Genomic DNA, 15033 nt, shown 5'->3' with positions numbered 1-15033 from the left:
CTCAACGCGTTCGCGATCACCTTCGAAGGACGCATCACCCCGAACGGAAACTAACCGACGCCAAGGTCGGATCCACCGTTAATCTGACACTCCCCGTTCGGTCGATGGTGGTGGGGCGGCTTGTGAAAAAGTGAAATATCCGACGCTAAGGGTTTGCGGGGCGTCGTAGTGGCCTGTATTTGCCGGGTTTGATGTGGTTGGCGCGTGGCCAGGTGTAGTCGCCTGTGAGGTTGATGTGTTCCCAGCCCAGGGGTGAGAGGAACCGTAGGAGGTCCGGGTCGATGTCAGCGCCGTCGCTGGTCAGGGTGGTGATGGTGCGGTCCAGATAGACGGTGTTCCAGAGAATGATGGCGGCGGTGAGAAGGTTCAGGCCGCTGGCGCGGTAGCGCTGTTGTTCGAAGGAGCGGTCGCGGATTTCGCCGAGTCGGTTAAAGAAGACGGCCCGGGCGAGGGTGTTCCGGGCTTCGCCCTTGTTCAGGCCGGCGGTGACTTTGCGGCGGAGGCCAGGGTCTTGGAGCCAGTCCAGGAGGAAGAGGGTTCGTTCCATTCTGCCCAGTTCGCGTAGCGCGAGGGCGAGTCCGTTTTGGCGGGGGTAGGCGCCGAGTTTGCGCATCATCAGGGACGCGGTCACGGTGCCGGTTTTGATGGATGTGGCGAGGCGTAGGATCTCGTCCCAGTGCTGGGCGATCGTTTTGGTGTTGATGGTGCCGCCGATCAGCGGTGCTAAGGCCGGAAGTCCTGGATCGTTGGTGGGTGTGTAGAGGCGGGTGTCACCGATGTTGCGGATACGTGGTGCGAACCGGTAACCGAGCAGGTGCATGAGGGCGAAGAGATGGTCGGTGAATCCGGCTGTATCGGTGTAGTGTTCCTCGATCTGAAGTTCGGACTCGTGATACAGGAGCCCGTCCAGGACGTAGGTCGCGTCGCGGTGACCGACGTTGACGAGTTTGGTGTGGAAGGGCGAGTACTGATCCGAGACGTGCGTGTAGATGAGCCGGCCCGGTTCGGCACCGTACTTCGGGTTCACGTGTCCGGTGGACTCGGCCTTGCTGCCGGCACGGAAGCGTTGGCCGTCAGAAGACGAGGTGGTGCCGTCGCCCCACTGTGCGGCGAAGGGGTGACCGTGCTGCGTGTTCACCAGTTCCGCCAGCGCGGCGCTGTAGGTTTCGTCCCGTACGTAGGAGGCCTGGTGGCGGTCCAGCTGGGCGTAGGTGACGCCGGTGCAGGACTCGGCCATTTTCGTCAGGCCCAGGTTGATCCCGTCGGCCAGGATCGCGGTGAGCAGCAGCTGCCTGTCCTTGGAAGGCTGGCCGGATTTGAGGCTTGTGAAATGCCGGGTGAATCCGGTCCAGCTATCCACTTCCATCAGTAGGTCGGTGATCCGGATCCGCGGGAACATGGCGCTTGCCTGGTCGATCAGCGGCTGCGCGTGTTTTGGGACAATCGTTTCCAGCGGGGTGATTTTCACACCTTTCTCGGTGACCTGCACCCCGGAAAGTTCATCGCGGGACGCCAGCTGGTTGACTTCCTTCAGCCGCTTCTGAAGGAGGGCAAGCTTGGCCTCGAGGTACTGAGCGCTTCCGTCGGTCGTGATCAGAGGCAGCCTCCCGGAGTTCTTCATGCCGGCGTAGTCAGCCCCGGCAAGAAGGTAGTCATCGAAGTCGCGGAACTGACGCGATCCGGTGACCCACATATCTCCGGAACGCAGGGCATTCTTCAGTTCCGCGAGAGCGCAGAACTCGTAGAATCCCCGGTCCAGGCCGTTGTCCGTGAAGACCAGCGGCTCCCACCGGGGCCGGATAAACGAGGTGGGTGCGTCGTCCGGGACTTTCCTGGCACCGGTGGCGTTCAGGGTGCGGATGACGTTGATCGCGGCCAGCAGGTCCTGTGCCGCCGGTGCGGCGTGAAGGTCAAGAACGCCAAGGAACGACGGCGTGTAGCGGCGCAGCGTGGTGAAATGGGCGCTGACGAGTGCGAGGTGATCTTCGAGGCCTGGTCTGCTCATTTCCTTGGCCTGGGCGATGCTTTCGGCCAAGGATTCCCAGCCGATGGCTGTTTCGATCGCGGCGAAGGGATCTTCACCGTTTTCCTTCGCCGCGAAGAGGGCATCACCGAGCCTCGAGTGAAGGCGCATCATGGCCGCGACGGTGGAACGGGACGCCAGGGTGTCCTGGTTTTGCTTGTTCTGCGCTTTCCGGATGAGGCGTCCGATGATCCGGTCGTGCAGATCGATGATTTCGTCGGTGACCGTTGCCTTGCTTTCCACGGCCATGGCAAAGAGAGTCGCGTATCGACGCGAGGGTTCAAACTTGGACAGATCGGCCGCGGTCATGGAAGCGCCCTCACGGGCAAGCTTCAGCAGCCTGTTCCGGTGAACCAGCCGGCCCGCTGTCCAGGGAAGATCAAGGGCACGCCAGGTAGTCAGCCGGTCGATGTGTTCACGCATCGCCCGTGCGTTGGGGCGCAGCGGTGCTTGCCGCAGCCAGCCGATTTCGGTCATTGAACTATCGGGGCGACGGAGCAACAACCCATCCAGGCGTTTCCGGTGCTCGAGCGAGAGGTGGGCGCATAGCGTGGCGTGAATGTTCCGGTTCGCCCGGGTCAGGGCCTGTGCGCAGGCTCTTTCAATGATCCTGACCCCGGGAATAGCGATCTTCTTCGCCTGCAGGAAGTCCTTCGCGCTTTCGACCAGGAGCAAGCCTTTGTCCGTTTGCGCAGCCACGTCGCGCACATGCTCCACGAGCTGACGGAAGTCTGCAATTCCGAACGCTGACATGCCCAGATACGCGCGAATCTCCCTTCCGTGCTCCTGCCGCGTTTCCTCACGTGCTCCATACTCGTCCCACGCCTCGGATGAAACGGCCAGACGGGATGCCAGCCAGGAAACGACTTCAAGGGGCACTTGGGTGTCTTCGGCCAGCGCCATCCCGGGGTGACGCAGCAGGCACAGTTGGACGGCGAAGCCCAGCCTGTTCGCGTCTCCACGACGCTGGCGGATCAACGACATATCCGCCTCACTGAGCGTGTAGTGGACTGCAATGTCCTCTGCTCGAGTGGGTATTGCCAGGATCTGGCTACGCTCGGCAGCCGTGAGCAAAGAGCGCAGAGCCACTTCAGAAGTCCTTATCTGCTATGCCTCGGTGCCCCACGGATATGCTGCCGTTCTGCTGTGACATGCGATGCCCATCGTTCATGGTTTCGCGAGGTGACGGTAGATGGTGGGCCGGGTGACGCCGAATTCCTGGGCGATGTGTTCAACCGTGTGGACCCGCTTCCCGTCGGGGCCCTTTTCTTCGTACATTTCGCGGGCAAGCTTGACCTGGCGGGGGCCTAGTTTTGGTTTCTGCCCGCCGGTCCGTCCCCGGGCACGGGCGGCGGCGAGCCCGTCGCGGGTTCGTTCGGACATCAGGGCGTGTTCGAACTCGGCGATCGAGCCGAGCATCTGGAAAAACATCCGCCCCATGGCTGTGGACGTGTCGATGCCCTGATCCAGGACAACGAGGTCAACACCGCGTTCCTGCAGCGTCTTGGATAAGTCGATGAGGTTTTCCAACGATCGCCCGAGCCTGTCGAGTTTAGTGACGACAAGCTGATCGCCGGGCCGGTTGGCCGAGAGCAGCGCTTTGTCGAGTTCGGGCCTGCGGGCCAGTTTCCCTGATGCTGTGTCGAGGAAAATCTGCTCGCAACCGGCAACGGTCAGGGCATCGTGCTGGGCCTCGGGGCGTTGATCGCGGGTGGAGACACGTCCGTATCCGATTCGCATCATCAAAACGTAGCATTAACCCTGGTTGGCGTTACATAGGCTCGTACACGCGAAGCATTACAAAATCCGGCCCGTGATTCCGCGCCTTTCTGAACACGCTTCAGAGTGTCTTGCGAACGATCGTTCGTAAGACAACCGTTTGAGATCCCTTCCGGGCCCCAGGGAGTGACCGTTAACCGAGAACGGCGGTTAATCGCAGCTTCGCTTGGCGGTTCCGAGCCCTTGGCTGTGACTGCTTGCCTTGTTTGGCCGTTATCGGCAGATCGAAATGGCGGTTTGTGGGTTGGGTTCAGGAACGCTCTGGTGGCTCTGGGTGTTTACGGGGCGTAGCGGCCCGTTCCGGGCCGGGCCGCTTCGAATTGGGTGCCGGTGATTCGGGCGGGCTATGCAGTTCGTTTTTGCCGGGTTTCGCCGCGGCCGGGGAGCAGCATACGCAGGCCGTTGAGGATGATCAGCGCGGCGCTGCCTTCATTCAGCAGCAGTCCCGTGGTGAGGGTCATCCAGCCGGCGAGGGCCGCGATGATCAGAATGGCCACGACGGCCAGGCTGAGCGCGATGTTGATCTTGATGTTGTTCCGGGCCCGTCGGGAGAGGCGGATGGCTGCGGGGAGCCGGTCCAGTTCGTCGGTCATGAGTGCGACGTCAGCGGTTTCGAGTGCGACGTCGGTTCCGGCGGCGCCCATGGCGATGGCCAGGTCCGCGTTGGCCAGTGCGGGGGCGTCGTTGACTCCGTCGCCGACCATGGCGATAACCCCGTACCGTTCGCGCAATTCACGTACGGCGGCTGATTTGTCCTCGGGCAGCAGTTCGGCGCGGTAGTCGTCCAGACCCAGGGCATGGGCGGTGGTTTTAGCGACGGTGGCGTTGTCTCCGGTGAGCATCAGCACCCGTTCGATGCCTAGTTCGCGCAGTTCGGCGATAGTGCTGTGGGCGTCGGGGCGCAACTGGTCCGCGACCGCCAGAACGGCCAGTGGCCGGGTGTCCTCGCGCAGTACGACGGCGGTGCAGCCGTTTGCCTCGGCTCCGGCCACGGCCGCTCCGACTTGCGGGTCGGTGCGGTCCGCGTCCGAGGGCCGGCCGATGTGCAGGGCTCGGCCGTCGACGACGGCCTCCATGCCGGCCCCGGGGAGGGCGCGGGCGTCCCTGGCGGTGGGGATGTCGAGGCCCCGGTCCCTGGCCCCGGCGGTGATGGCGGCGGCGATGGGGTGTTCGCTGCCGGCCTCGACGGCGGCGGCCAGTGCGAGGGCTTCCTGTTCGGTGGTGCCGCCGAACGCGGTGACCTGGGCCAGGGCAGGCCGGCCGCGGGTGAGTGTGCCGGTCTTGTCGAAGGCGACGGCCTTGATGTCGGCCAGGCGTTCGAGGTAGATGCCGCCCTTGATCAGGATGCCGTCCCGTGCTCCGCGGGCGATGGCGGTGACGACGCTGACCGGCACGGAGATGACCAGCGCGCAGGAGCAGGAGACAACAAGGATTACAAGGGCTCGATAGATGGCCTCACGCCATTCGAAGCCGAACAACGGCAGGACCAGGGCCACCAGGACCGAAAGGGCGAACATGGCGGGGGTGTAGACGGCGCTGAACCGGTCGGCGAAGCGCTCGGCGCGGCTGCGGTTAGCCTGGGCCTCCTCTACCTGTTCGATCACCCGGGCGAGGACGGTGTCGTAGTGCTCCTTGGTCACCTGGACGCGCAGCACGCCGTTGCCGTTCAGGCTTCCGCCGAAGACCTCGGTCCCGGCGGCAGCCTCCACCGGCACGGATTCGCCGGTGACCGGGCTGGCATCGACCCACGAAGCACCCTCGGTGACGGTGCCGTCGGTGGGCAGACGCCCACCGGGGCGGACGAGGACGACATCACCGGGGTGCAGCGCCTCCACGGCCACGGTTTCGGTGAAGCCCCCGGCTGTGAGCCGGTTCGCGTTCGGGGGTGCCAGCTCCATCAGCGCGCTGATGGAGCCGCGTGCCTTGTCGGTGGCGTAGGCTTCCATGGCCTCGCCCAGGCTAAAGATGACCACGAGTATCGCGGCTTCTTCGATCACCCCCAGCGCGATCGCACCGATGGCGGCCATGATCAGCAGCACGGTGATGGTCAGCCGCCTGTTGCGCACGGCGCGGATGGCGCCGCGCAGCGGGTAGGCGCCGCCGATGACGATCGAGGCCCAGAATAAGGTCAGGGCCACCGGCTCGGAGTGGATGGTCCACTCCACGGCCAGCCCCGCGGCCAGCAGCACCGCGGCTACCGCCAGGGCCACCATCTCGCTGCCCTGCCACCACCGGCGCCGGGACTGCGCCGCCGACTGCGCGGTGAGCTGCGTTGAGGTGCCAACTCCGGCATTCATCCGGTGATCTCTTCTCTCTGTGAAACGTGAGGACATGACTCGTGAGGGTCAGCCCTCACCAGGTGATCAGGCGCGGACGGGGCGTGCCGGGCCGGCCGGCGCCAGGGACAGGCCGGCCTTCTGTGCCGCTTCAACGATGGCGCTGTCGGCCACGGTGCCGTCGTGCGTGACCAGCACGACGCCGGAGGCCAGGGCGTCGACCTTCTGCACGCCGGGCAGGGCCTCGACGGGGGCAAGGTCTCCGGAGCAGCTTACGCATCCGCCCCCGAGCGCGCGGTACTTGGAACGGACCAGCTGGATGGGTGTGCCCACGGGTGTCTCCTTCACAACGTGCAGGACTTCGACAGACTTCGAAGTCCGGCTTCCACGATACTCACACTTCGATAGTTGTCAAACTATCGAAGTGTGCCAGAATGGAGGCATGTCGATCCCATCCTTGGCCCCGCCTGCGCCAAGTGCGCTGGGTTACTGTACGCCGTTGTCCGGTGAGCCAATCACGGCGGCCCAGGCCGAGGCCGTCTCCCGGATGCTCAAGGCCCTGGCGGATCCGGTCCGGCTGCGGCTGATGTCCATGGTGCTCTCGCACGAGGGCGGCGAGGCATGCGCAATATGTGACCTGACCGAGGGCTTCGACCTGGCAGTTTCGACACTCAGCCACCACCTGAAAATCCTGCACGACGCCGGGCTCGTTGACCGTGACAAGCGAGGGGTGTGGGTCTACTACAAGGCCCGCCCCGAGGCCATGGATGCTCTGCGCACCCTCTTCGGTTCCGACCTTTCCACGCCGCCGGCAGAAGCTGGTTGAGCACGCAACCGCGCGGCACCGGGTATGGGCTTGCGATGCGCGAATCAGCTCAGAAGAAAGCCGTTTGCCGCATGCTCCTAAAACGATCCTTAGCGCTACTTTTCCGCGGAATGGTCCTCGACCCCCGCCTCGCACGCACCGCCTGAGCAGCCTCCTACATCCGGTTGAGGATGGTCCTGCGGGACTGGGCGATCGGCCATAAAGAGCCGCAGCCATCGTTCTCTGGAGCGCCGTCTACCTCGACCGCACGGTCGCCACCCTGACCAGCGACGGCGGTGACATCGACCCGGACGTCCTGCGGTTCCTCTCACCGCTGGGATGGGAACACATCAACCTCACCGGCGACTACACCTGGCCGCGCGCCAACCAGATCAAACCCGGCAAATACAGGCCACTACGACGCCCGGCAAAACCTTAGCGTCGGATATTTCACTTTTTCACAAGCCACCCCGTGGTCATCGGTCTCCCAGATCCGGCACGAGTCGGACTCGATCGACAGGATGCCGGTCACGCGTGCGCTCAGCGCTCACCACAGCTGAGATCACGATTGATCCGTCTCGCTGGGGTTGAAATGCCGGTAGCTCTGCTTGGTCACGCACTTCACCACTGCGTTCATGAAGCTCGCCGGGTCCGGGACCTGCACAGACCACCTCTCACCGGTGCGCGTGTTCCACAGCACCCCCGAATCGATGTCGATACCGGCATACCGGGCCATGGCCACGTACAGAGCGGTTTGCAGAAACATGTCGTGGTCGAGGGCGCTGGTGAACTTCAGTTCGAAGATCTGCCGGTGATGAATAGCATCGGCGATTCCCGAGAACGTGATCGGACTCCTGTTCGTGCTGCCTGCTCGGGCGGTGCCGGCCAGACTCAAGCCAACCTGGACCTGGCAGTTACGAGGAAGTTGCTGACTCAGGCGCTGAACGAGCGCGGTTGCCACCTCCGCGGAGATCGTCGCGCTCACCTGGTTGTGATAGCGCATCTGCTGCGTCTCGATCGCCGCCAGGACCAAGGAGTCCTTCCAGGGCTCCCCCTTGATCTCGGTCACCAGGCTCGCGGCCAAACGTGAAGTCTGCAGCATCATCACCGCTTGCGCGGTCGCGTCATGGTGATCGAAGAACAGGGCCTCCTGGTATGCGCCGACCGCAGGCGAGAGGTCGATCAGCCCGTCTGCGCGATCGATCACGATCTCGTTCTCTGTACCGTCATCGAGACGTTCGCGTTTGATCAGTTGCATTGCAGCGGCGATGTTCTCGGCGTATTTGAACCCAAATGCCGATGCAGCCGCGAAAGGTCTGGTGTACTGCGGGCGCGTTGCGCTCGGAAGCGCGGTGAACCGGCGAATCGGGAGCTGTCCGATCATCGGTTCCGCGCCGGGGTCGGTCGGTAGCGGGTTCTTACGCATCGCGCCGCTACGCACGAAGACCACGTCGGACTTGCCCCGGCTCGCCGCGACGAGGAAGACGTTGCGCAGTACCTCGTAGTCGGTGTTCGGAAACTTGCACCGCATGTTCCAGTTGTCGAGGCTGTAGTCGAAGATCACGCACACCGGCCGCTCCATGCCCTTGGAGGCGTCGAACGTGGTGAAGACGGCAACTCCGTCTTGCGGCCGGATCGTGGAGTCACCGTCGCGAATCGATGCGAAGACCGTCGACTTGTTGTACCGCTCCGGAGCAAGCTTTTCCGCTTCGTTGAGTGCGTGCACCATCGCCCCCGTCCGCTTACCGAGGCACAACAGATTCCCGGGTTCCGTGGCGGCGATGAGCTCGATTGCGTCCGCATGGTCGAGCACACGTACCCGCTGGTTGTCGTTGACGCCCACGATGGGCTTGTTCCATGCCGTACCCAGCAGAGAGCCCATCATCGGGCCCATTCTGAAACTCTGCGTGAAGGGAAGCATGGTGGGATCGACACAGAACTCGCGTGCGAATGCTTGAACGTCGAGTGTGGTGTCGCTGCGCACTTTCTGCGACAGATCACCGACCAGCACGACCTGCATGCCAGAATTGGTGCTCTTGATGTTGCGCAACAGGTCCGCATATTCGGTGTTGATGTCCTGGTACTCGTCGACGACGAGGAGGTCGTACTGCTCGAACTCCGTTCGGATGTCTGCGAAGTGGTCGTTGAAGGCCTGCACCGACTCTCCTACCCCGCAGTTCACACCCAGCCGCAGCAGATGTGGGTAGACGACTCCGTGGTAGTTCTGCACCCGCGCGCCGCCGACTCGATCCTGGGCGTCCGCCTTGAGTAGGCGACTGTAGGTCAGGTAGAGGATCCTCTTGCTCGGGCTCAGCCGCGCACACAGTTGTTGAATCGTGCTGGTCTTGCCCGAGCCGATGCTGGCGTCGACGATGACGTCGTTGCCGGCCACGACGGCGTCGATCACGGCTTGTTGCTCGTTGCTGAGCGTGAGGTGTGGGGTTGTCGGCGCGGGCGCGACCGGGGGCCTCGGGACGTCGACGTCCAGCGCGGTCCCCGTCATCACTTCTGCTCCTGCTGCCATCGGACTTTCCCTCTCACGGATGCGTCGCGGATCGACGTAGCCGACACTGTCGGCCTGAATTCTTTTACCTTGCAGCGGTGTTGGTTTCGACCGTTGATGTCGCTATGTCGGATACCGCCGGTGTTGCTGCGGCTGTTCTGACTCCGACCGGCACGCGAGGTAGTCGCCACCGTGCCGGCTCCAGACTCGATCACGACTGCCGTCCGGCCGCTCCGGCCTGACCTGCGTGCGGTCAACCGTTGTTACCGCCTGCGCGCAGGGGTGTACTTCTGGTTGGGATCGTCGAGCTCACCCATGAGGTAGGCCGTGGTGGTGTCGAGAACGGCCGCCAAAACCGCCACATCGTCGACGTCGACACGACGCTGCCGGGTCTCGATTTCTGCAATCGCCTGTCGGCCCATCCGACGCCCCGCCTCAGTGACGATCAGAGCTAGGTCGGTCTGTGTTATGCCCAGGTCGGCGCGTCGACTCACCAGCCTGTCGGCCACGATGTGGCCGACAGCTCCAATGACGATCGCGTGCTTACCCATGCGGATGATCCTACATTGGGCCTCGGATGGTTCCGGAGCCATTACTGTCGATGACATCGTTTGTCCTATCGGCCTTTTCGTCAACGGCGACTTACTTGATCGGTTCGATCCTGTCCTTACCGGGGCTCTGGTAGACCGAGCGCAGGACCTCCAGCCCGTCCGGACCATTGAGCAGCTCGCAGCGTCTGAACATCAGAGATGAGTTCTCTCGTTCTGCGCGCAGTACTCGATGCGCGGCCTTGAGCTCCTTCATGCTCGTGGCTCGGACCAGCAGGTACTGGTGCAGTGAACTGAACTGCCCACCCACATCGTTGACAAGCACGTCGAGCTTCTCCTGCTCGAGCGCGAGCAACTCCGGATCCCGGTGCCGCAGTTCTCGATTCTGATGCTCGATGGCTGCGATCTGCTGGAAGACCCGCTGGGACTCCTTCGTCGTCATGTAGCACCACGACGGCCCGCTATCGATCTTCTGGTGGAAGTTGTCCACCCTGCGGATGATCGCGTTTCTGTCTCCCTCGAACAGCAGTGCCGAGGCGCTGCCCACGATCGAGTACAGCTGCGCCACATCGCCATTGACGTACCGAATGATCCCGCTTGCCTCGACGTCCTTGATGCCCACGATGGACAGGAAACCGTACGGCTTCGAGTTGGTGCGGGTCATAACCTTGCGTTTTCGCGTCGGTATGTACTCCAGTAGCGCTGGCAGTTGCATGAACTTCATGTCGCCGGTCTTCGTCTGCTTACCCAGCACCGCGGCGGTCACGGTCATCCAGATCACCAGGAACACAAGCACTATCCACGGCGCGGCGGACAACGGGCTCTGAAGCACGACCCACGCCGTGACGAACACGAACAGTACCCAGTACAAGATGATTTTGATCGAGAGCGGTTTGCTCTTGAGCTGGAAGGCCTGAAGCGTGATCTTGTGATCGAGTCGACTTCGATCAATGCTGACCGGAATCTTGTACGAACTCTTTGCCAATTCCCCGCTCCTTTCTCGTCGCTGCGCTCGACCGAGATGGCCGTGGCAACACTAGTTTCCGAAATCCGGTTTGAATCCCACGAACGGCACGACCCTGCCGTCTCCTGCCTCGAACGTCTGGGGCTGGAGTCGACCGACGGCCTCGTACTCGTTACCTGCCCTCGATGTTGCTGTGAACCCAACGAATTCGTCGGCCAGCAGCGCCCTTACCTCGCCCTCGCTGAAGGTGTGGGTGCCGAAAGAGCGCCTGAATTTCACCTTCGTTCCGGTGCGAGCCCACACACCTTCGGCATGAGTGGCGCTGTTGGCCTCCTTGGTGAAGCCCACGTATGGGATCGGTCCCCGATCGGGATCGTCGTCGGGTTCGAACATCTTGCCTTCGAGATGTCCGACCACGCTCTCGCTGCTCCCATCGTTGCGCGTCAGCACGAAAGAGACACTCTTGCCGGCGCACAGGGCAGTCACCTCGTCGTCGGTGAATCGGTGGCCGGCCCATGTCCGGTTGAACCTCGTCGCGGTCCCGTACTCGGTGCAGTAGTGCAGATCATCGGGTAGATCGACGAATTCGCGCTCGGTGAGCGTGCTCGATTCGGTCATGGCAACCGGGGTCCCTCTCTCTTTGCGTGTCGGATGATCCGACAGTCTGACACCATTGAACCACGAATACAGCCACCGGACCAGGAGTGGTCCGGTGGCTGTCCTCCTACTTGCGAACGGCGCGTTTCTTGTTGCCGGGCGGTGTCTTTCGATCCTCGAACTTCAACTGGAACCCGAACGTCTTACTGCCCTGATAGGTCCCTGCGGCCAGCGCACCTTTGGCTCGATACGTCTTGCCTGTCTTGCTCTTGGCATCGAATTCGATGGTCTCCCCTGCCAGTAACTTCGCGAGCTCCTGTTCGGTGAAGTCCTTACCCGGCCAATGTTCGTTGGCACCCCACCCCCGGCCCTTGAACGAAACCGGCTTCCCCTTCCACACTCCGCTGACCAGATCGGTTCGGGGAACACGCTCCTCGAACTGCGGCTTGAAGCTCACGTACGGATACTGTTTGCCGTTCTTCTCCATCACGCCCGATTCGAGCTTTCCCTTGCAGTCGAACTGTTTTCCCGCTGCACTGGTGGCAACGATCTCGATGACCTCACCGGCGAGCAGTTTCGCTACCTCGGCCTCGGTGAATCGATGGCCACCGAACACGCGCTTCGCGCGTGTCACCACTGTTCCGGCATGGCTGAATTGCAGTGCCGCAGGCAGGTCGAAGGTTTCCACCGGCTCGCGGGTGACCCCGGCGTTGCCCATCCGCTCCTTCAGCTCGCGGGGCAGCCTGCCGGCGTTGGCCTTCATCTTCTCGAGGTCGTGGCGAACCAGATCTGCCACCAAAGACAGATAGTCGGGAGCCGCGCCGGTCCCCGCCTCGATCTGAGCCATCTGCTCGAACACCTGCTCTGTGATCGTCAGATCTCCGATGTGCGTGCCGGGCAGGATCCGGTGGTTAAGCTCGCCGATCACACTCAGGGTGATCTTGCCCCGCTTTTCGACCATCAGGGCCTTGCCGTTGCGATTGTTCGTCACCTCGGCATAGGTGCTCGTCCTGGTGGCACCGGTACCCACGCTCCGCTTCTCCAGCTGTTTCATCAGCCACCCCATCGTCGGATGCGGCGGCCGTGCGGGGAAGCCTTCGTGAACGAACGGGTTCGCGACAGTACCCAGCGCTGTCGCATCCGCGGGCTGCTCGTCTCGCTCGCCGCCGTCCTCTTCCTCGACGACAAACACGCCTTTCCATCCGAGCACTGCCGGCACGTTCAGCGAACCGACGAAGCTCGGGTACTTCTCGACATGACCACGATGTTGGTCGTACTCGTAGTCGGGAGCCAGCATCGTCAGATAGTTCTTTGCCAGGAGTTCGTAAATTTCCCTACCGAGCTCACCGTAGGTCTTCTCCACTGCATCGAGACTCGCCGGCACCGTGGGCCCCGGGCGGTTGGCACCGTGGGCACCGCCGGACTTGATGTGGCTCTTACGCGGACCGCGGTGACTGAGAGCCGCCGGATCTACGCCGACCACCCTTGCGATCTTGTCGACCAGTGGAAGCAGCTCGTTGAACTGCTCGATCGAGATGAATTTGTCCTCGGTGCGCGGGTAGGAGACAACCTGTGCCTCGTACATCTTCTGATACGTGTCCAGTACGCTCTTCGCCCCGAAACTCTTCTTGGACAACAGAGATGACAGTCCGGCGAGGTCCATCAGTTTCGGCGGCCCGGTCTTCTTTCGGGTCGTCTCGTCGTGGACCACCGCTGACGACTGCAAGCCGCCGGGCACATCGTCCTTCTTCTCGAATCGATCTACCTCTGGGTCGGAATACGTCACGCCGTTTTCGTCTCGAAAGCGGTTCTCGTAGAACGCTTTCTTGACGTATCCGTTGTGCGCATCGAGACCGTCACCCACGATCACGACCATCGCAGACTTGAGCCGCCCATTGCGCAGTACGGTGCTCGCGCCCGCAGTTTTGGTCGCGAGCCTGGTGAACTGCATCGAGAGCATGTCCCACTTCGACCTGAAGTCGGCCTTGCGGTAGTCGCCCTCCGCCTGGATCGCGGTGACCGCTCGACGTGCCCTGAAGGCCTTCTGCAGCGACGCCGGCGTCTCGTCGAGGAACTCCATCCGCTCGAGCTTCTTGTTCTCCAGGCCCAGGTATTCCACGATCTCCCAGCCCAGGAGTGAGCCTTCACCGGTCGGGTCGAGATCGGCTGCGTTGCAGACCGTCTCGCAGCCTGAAAGCACCTTGTTGAGGTCCTGCAGCAAGCTTTTCGCATCGGAATCGGTGACCAACTTGCCGCTGGTCAGTTTGCGTCGGACCTCGCGCTCCCATCGGAAGTCGCTGGCATTCCATGGCAGATGTTCGAGATCCCAGCTCCGATACTTCTCGGCGAGGGACGACGGCACCATCGCTGACGGATCTTTCAGTTCGAGCAGGTGACCGCGAGCATTGACGATGACGTACTCCGTCCCGTCGAACGTGCCGCTCATCCCACCCAGCGCTGCCGCGAAATTGCGTGCCGCCGAGGGCTTCTCAGTCAGAATTCCAACTTTTCCCATGCTATCCGCCCTTTTTCAAGTCATTTGATCCGCCACTTGCGGAACCTGCGGCAGCGCAGACGATGCCGGTCGATCCGAGCCCTGCCACCACTGCACCCGTCGCAGGCGACCCATCGGCGTCGAGCGATATGCCAGCGCACATCCAGCGCTGTTCGGCGAGGACCGTCATCCCCATCACCAGCGCAATGAGTGCCGCGTTCATCCACATGTACGGATTCAAGAGATATTCAGGCCGTCCTGCGACACGAGCGAGGATCCCGCAGGCAATCAGAACTGCAAAGATCTCCCGAGCCATCCGGCGCGGCAACAGCGCCAAGGATCGTCGAAGCCGCGGCGAGCGCAGCGACGACGGGGATACCCATATCGAGACGAGACAGAGGGCAACAGCGACGACGGCAATCAACCACGTCAGCGCGAGCGCGAATCCGGCAGCCACGCTGCTGGAGCCGACCTCTTCCGCTGCCCTCAGTACGGAATCGAAAGCGTCGAACACGGCCAGCATCGTGGGCCGCAAGGTGTCTGCGGCGGCAATATCAGCGCGTACCGAATTGAAATCGACCCACCGAGAGAGACCGAGCAGCAACGTCAGCCCCGCGACACGGATAGCAAAAAAGCATGTGGGTCGCAGGTACGGCCGAAGTTCACGGGCGAACCTTGCTGCTGGCCGCGTGTTTGCAGTGTCAGGTAACAGGTCTCCGGGACTCATCTGAACAGCTCCAATCGAATAGGTAGCGACACTGTGCCCCTGAAGTTGCAAGCGTCGTCGACATGAATTAAGTACGGCGTCGGGTCTGGGAGCCCATCGATTCCTGGCGCGACCTCGGTCTGGGCGAAAACCATTGCGTCGTTGGGAACGCCCCTGAGGCGCTCGACCGCTCGGTCACGAACAACCGCGCACGCGGCGTCCTCGCAGTAGTCGCACGCCAAATAGTCCAACCCGACCAGGGTCCATAGGCCGGGTCCGTACACAGCAATCAGATAGCGGTCAGGGGTCCCCTCGACCGGGTACAGGACCGTCGGGGA

Annotated in this window: 11 protein-coding genes and 1 pseudogene; 2 read left to right on the top strand and 10 right to left on the bottom strand. The window is 62.6% G+C overall.

The genetic code is table 11. The features are described from left to right. Nucleotides 1-145: 145 nt before the first annotated feature. From AB0O58_RS19940 to AB0O58_RS19925, 4 genes are all read right to left on the bottom strand, one after another. A complete protein-coding gene (locus tag AB0O58_RS19940) occupies nt 146-3112 on the bottom strand; it encodes a Tn3 family transposase (protein WP_234552653.1) in 2967 nt (988 codons plus the stop codon). A 78-nt stretch (nt 3113-3190) separates the two neighbouring features. After that, nucleotides 3191-3766, bottom strand: a complete 576-nt coding sequence (locus tag AB0O58_RS19935) for a recombinase family protein (RefSeq protein WP_366238669.1) — start codon at nt 3764-3766, stop codon at nt 3191-3193. 380 nt (nt 3767-4146) lie between these two features. After that, nucleotides 4147-6099: a cation-translocating P-type ATPase gene (locus AB0O58_RS19930; protein ID WP_366238668.1), complete on the bottom strand. Its 1953-nt coding sequence runs from the start codon at nt 6097-6099 to the stop codon at nt 4147-4149. A 66-nt stretch (nt 6100-6165) separates the two neighbouring features. Further along, nucleotides 6166-6411 (bottom strand): hypothetical protein, encoded by a 246-nt coding sequence (locus tag AB0O58_RS19925; protein WP_234552650.1) that lies wholly within the window; start codon nt 6409-6411, stop codon nt 6166-6168. A 166-nt stretch (nt 6412-6577) separates the two neighbouring features. Between AB0O58_RS19925 and AB0O58_RS19920 the strand changes: the two genes are divergently transcribed. Both AB0O58_RS19920 and AB0O58_RS19915 read left to right on the top strand, forming a co-directional pair. Continuing rightward, nucleotides 6578-6904 carry a metalloregulator ArsR/SmtB family transcription factor gene (locus AB0O58_RS19920; RefSeq protein WP_366238667.1) on the top strand — a complete coding sequence of 109 codons (327 nt, stop codon included), beginning with the start codon at nt 6578-6580 and terminating at the stop codon, nt 6902-6904. A gap of 208 nt (nt 6905-7112) precedes the next feature. After that, nucleotides 7113-7322, top strand: a pseudogene (locus tag AB0O58_RS19915) (Tn3 family transposase); the annotation flags it as partial. A 123-nt stretch (nt 7323-7445) separates the two neighbouring features. Here the strand turns inward: AB0O58_RS19915 and AB0O58_RS19910 are convergent. From AB0O58_RS19910 to AB0O58_RS19885, 6 genes are all read right to left on the bottom strand, one after another. Continuing rightward, nucleotides 7446-9407, bottom strand: a complete 1962-nt coding sequence (locus AB0O58_RS19910; RefSeq protein ID WP_366238666.1) for an AAA family ATPase — start codon at nt 9405-9407, stop codon at nt 7446-7448. 242 nt (nt 9408-9649) lie between these two features. After that, nucleotides 9650-9937 carry a helix-turn-helix domain-containing protein gene (locus AB0O58_RS19905; RefSeq protein ID WP_057473009.1) on the bottom strand — a complete coding sequence of 96 codons (288 nt, stop codon included), beginning with the start codon at nt 9935-9937 and terminating at the stop codon, nt 9650-9652. A gap of 91 nt (nt 9938-10028) precedes the next feature. Then, nucleotides 10029-10919, bottom strand: a complete 891-nt coding sequence (locus AB0O58_RS19900) for a hypothetical protein (protein ID WP_032373211.1) — start codon at nt 10917-10919, stop codon at nt 10029-10031. 51 nt (nt 10920-10970) lie between these two features. Continuing rightward, a complete protein-coding gene (locus AB0O58_RS19895; protein ID WP_366238665.1) occupies nt 10971-11516 on the bottom strand; it encodes a hypothetical protein in 546 nt (181 codons plus the stop codon). A 106-nt stretch (nt 11517-11622) separates the two neighbouring features. Next, the gene (locus AB0O58_RS19890) at nt 11623-14010 is read right to left on the bottom strand and encodes a DNA topoisomerase (RefSeq protein ID WP_366238664.1); all 2388 of its coding nucleotides are present in this window, start codon (nt 14008-14010) and stop codon (nt 11623-11625) included. A 1-nt stretch (nt 14011) separates the two neighbouring features. Continuing rightward, nucleotides 14012-14593: a hypothetical protein gene (locus AB0O58_RS19885; RefSeq protein ID WP_366238663.1), complete on the bottom strand. Its 582-nt coding sequence runs from the start codon at nt 14591-14593 to the stop codon at nt 14012-14014. Between the last annotated feature and the right edge of the window lie 440 nt (nt 14594-15033).

The sequence above is a fragment of the Rhodococcus sp. NPDC080181 genome (genome assembly GCF_040702225.1).
Taxonomy (GTDB): Bacteria; Actinomycetota; Actinomycetes; order Mycobacteriales; family Mycobacteriaceae; genus Rhodococcoides; species Rhodococcoides fascians.
The sequence above is the reverse complement of the archived record's forward strand: the minus strand, read 5'-3'. Positions and strand labels throughout refer to the sequence as shown.

Bases quoted from the DNA above. Each gene is read 5' to 3' on its own strand.
- AB0O58_RS19935 (WP_366238669.1), bottom strand. From the start codon at position 3,766: ATGATGCGAATCGGATACGGACGTGTCTCCACCCGCGATCAACGCCCC.
- AB0O58_RS19895 (WP_366238665.1), bottom strand. From the start codon at position 11,516: ATGACCGAATCGAGCACGCTCACCGAGCGCGAATTCGTCGATCTACCC.
- AB0O58_RS19905 (WP_057473009.1), bottom strand. From the start codon at position 9,937: ATGGGTAAGCACGCGATCGTCATTGGAGCTGTCGGCCACATCGTGGCC.
- AB0O58_RS19890 (WP_366238664.1), bottom strand. From the start codon at position 14,010: ATGGGAAAAGTTGGAATTCTGACTGAGAAGCCCTCGGCGGCACGCAAT.
- AB0O58_RS19910 (WP_366238666.1), bottom strand. From the start codon at position 9,407: ATGGCAGCAGGAGCAGAAGTGATGACGGGGACCGCGCTGGACGTCGAC.
- AB0O58_RS19930 (WP_366238668.1), bottom strand. From the start codon at position 6,099: ATGAATGCCGGAGTTGGCACCTCAACGCAGCTCACCGCGCAGTCGGCG.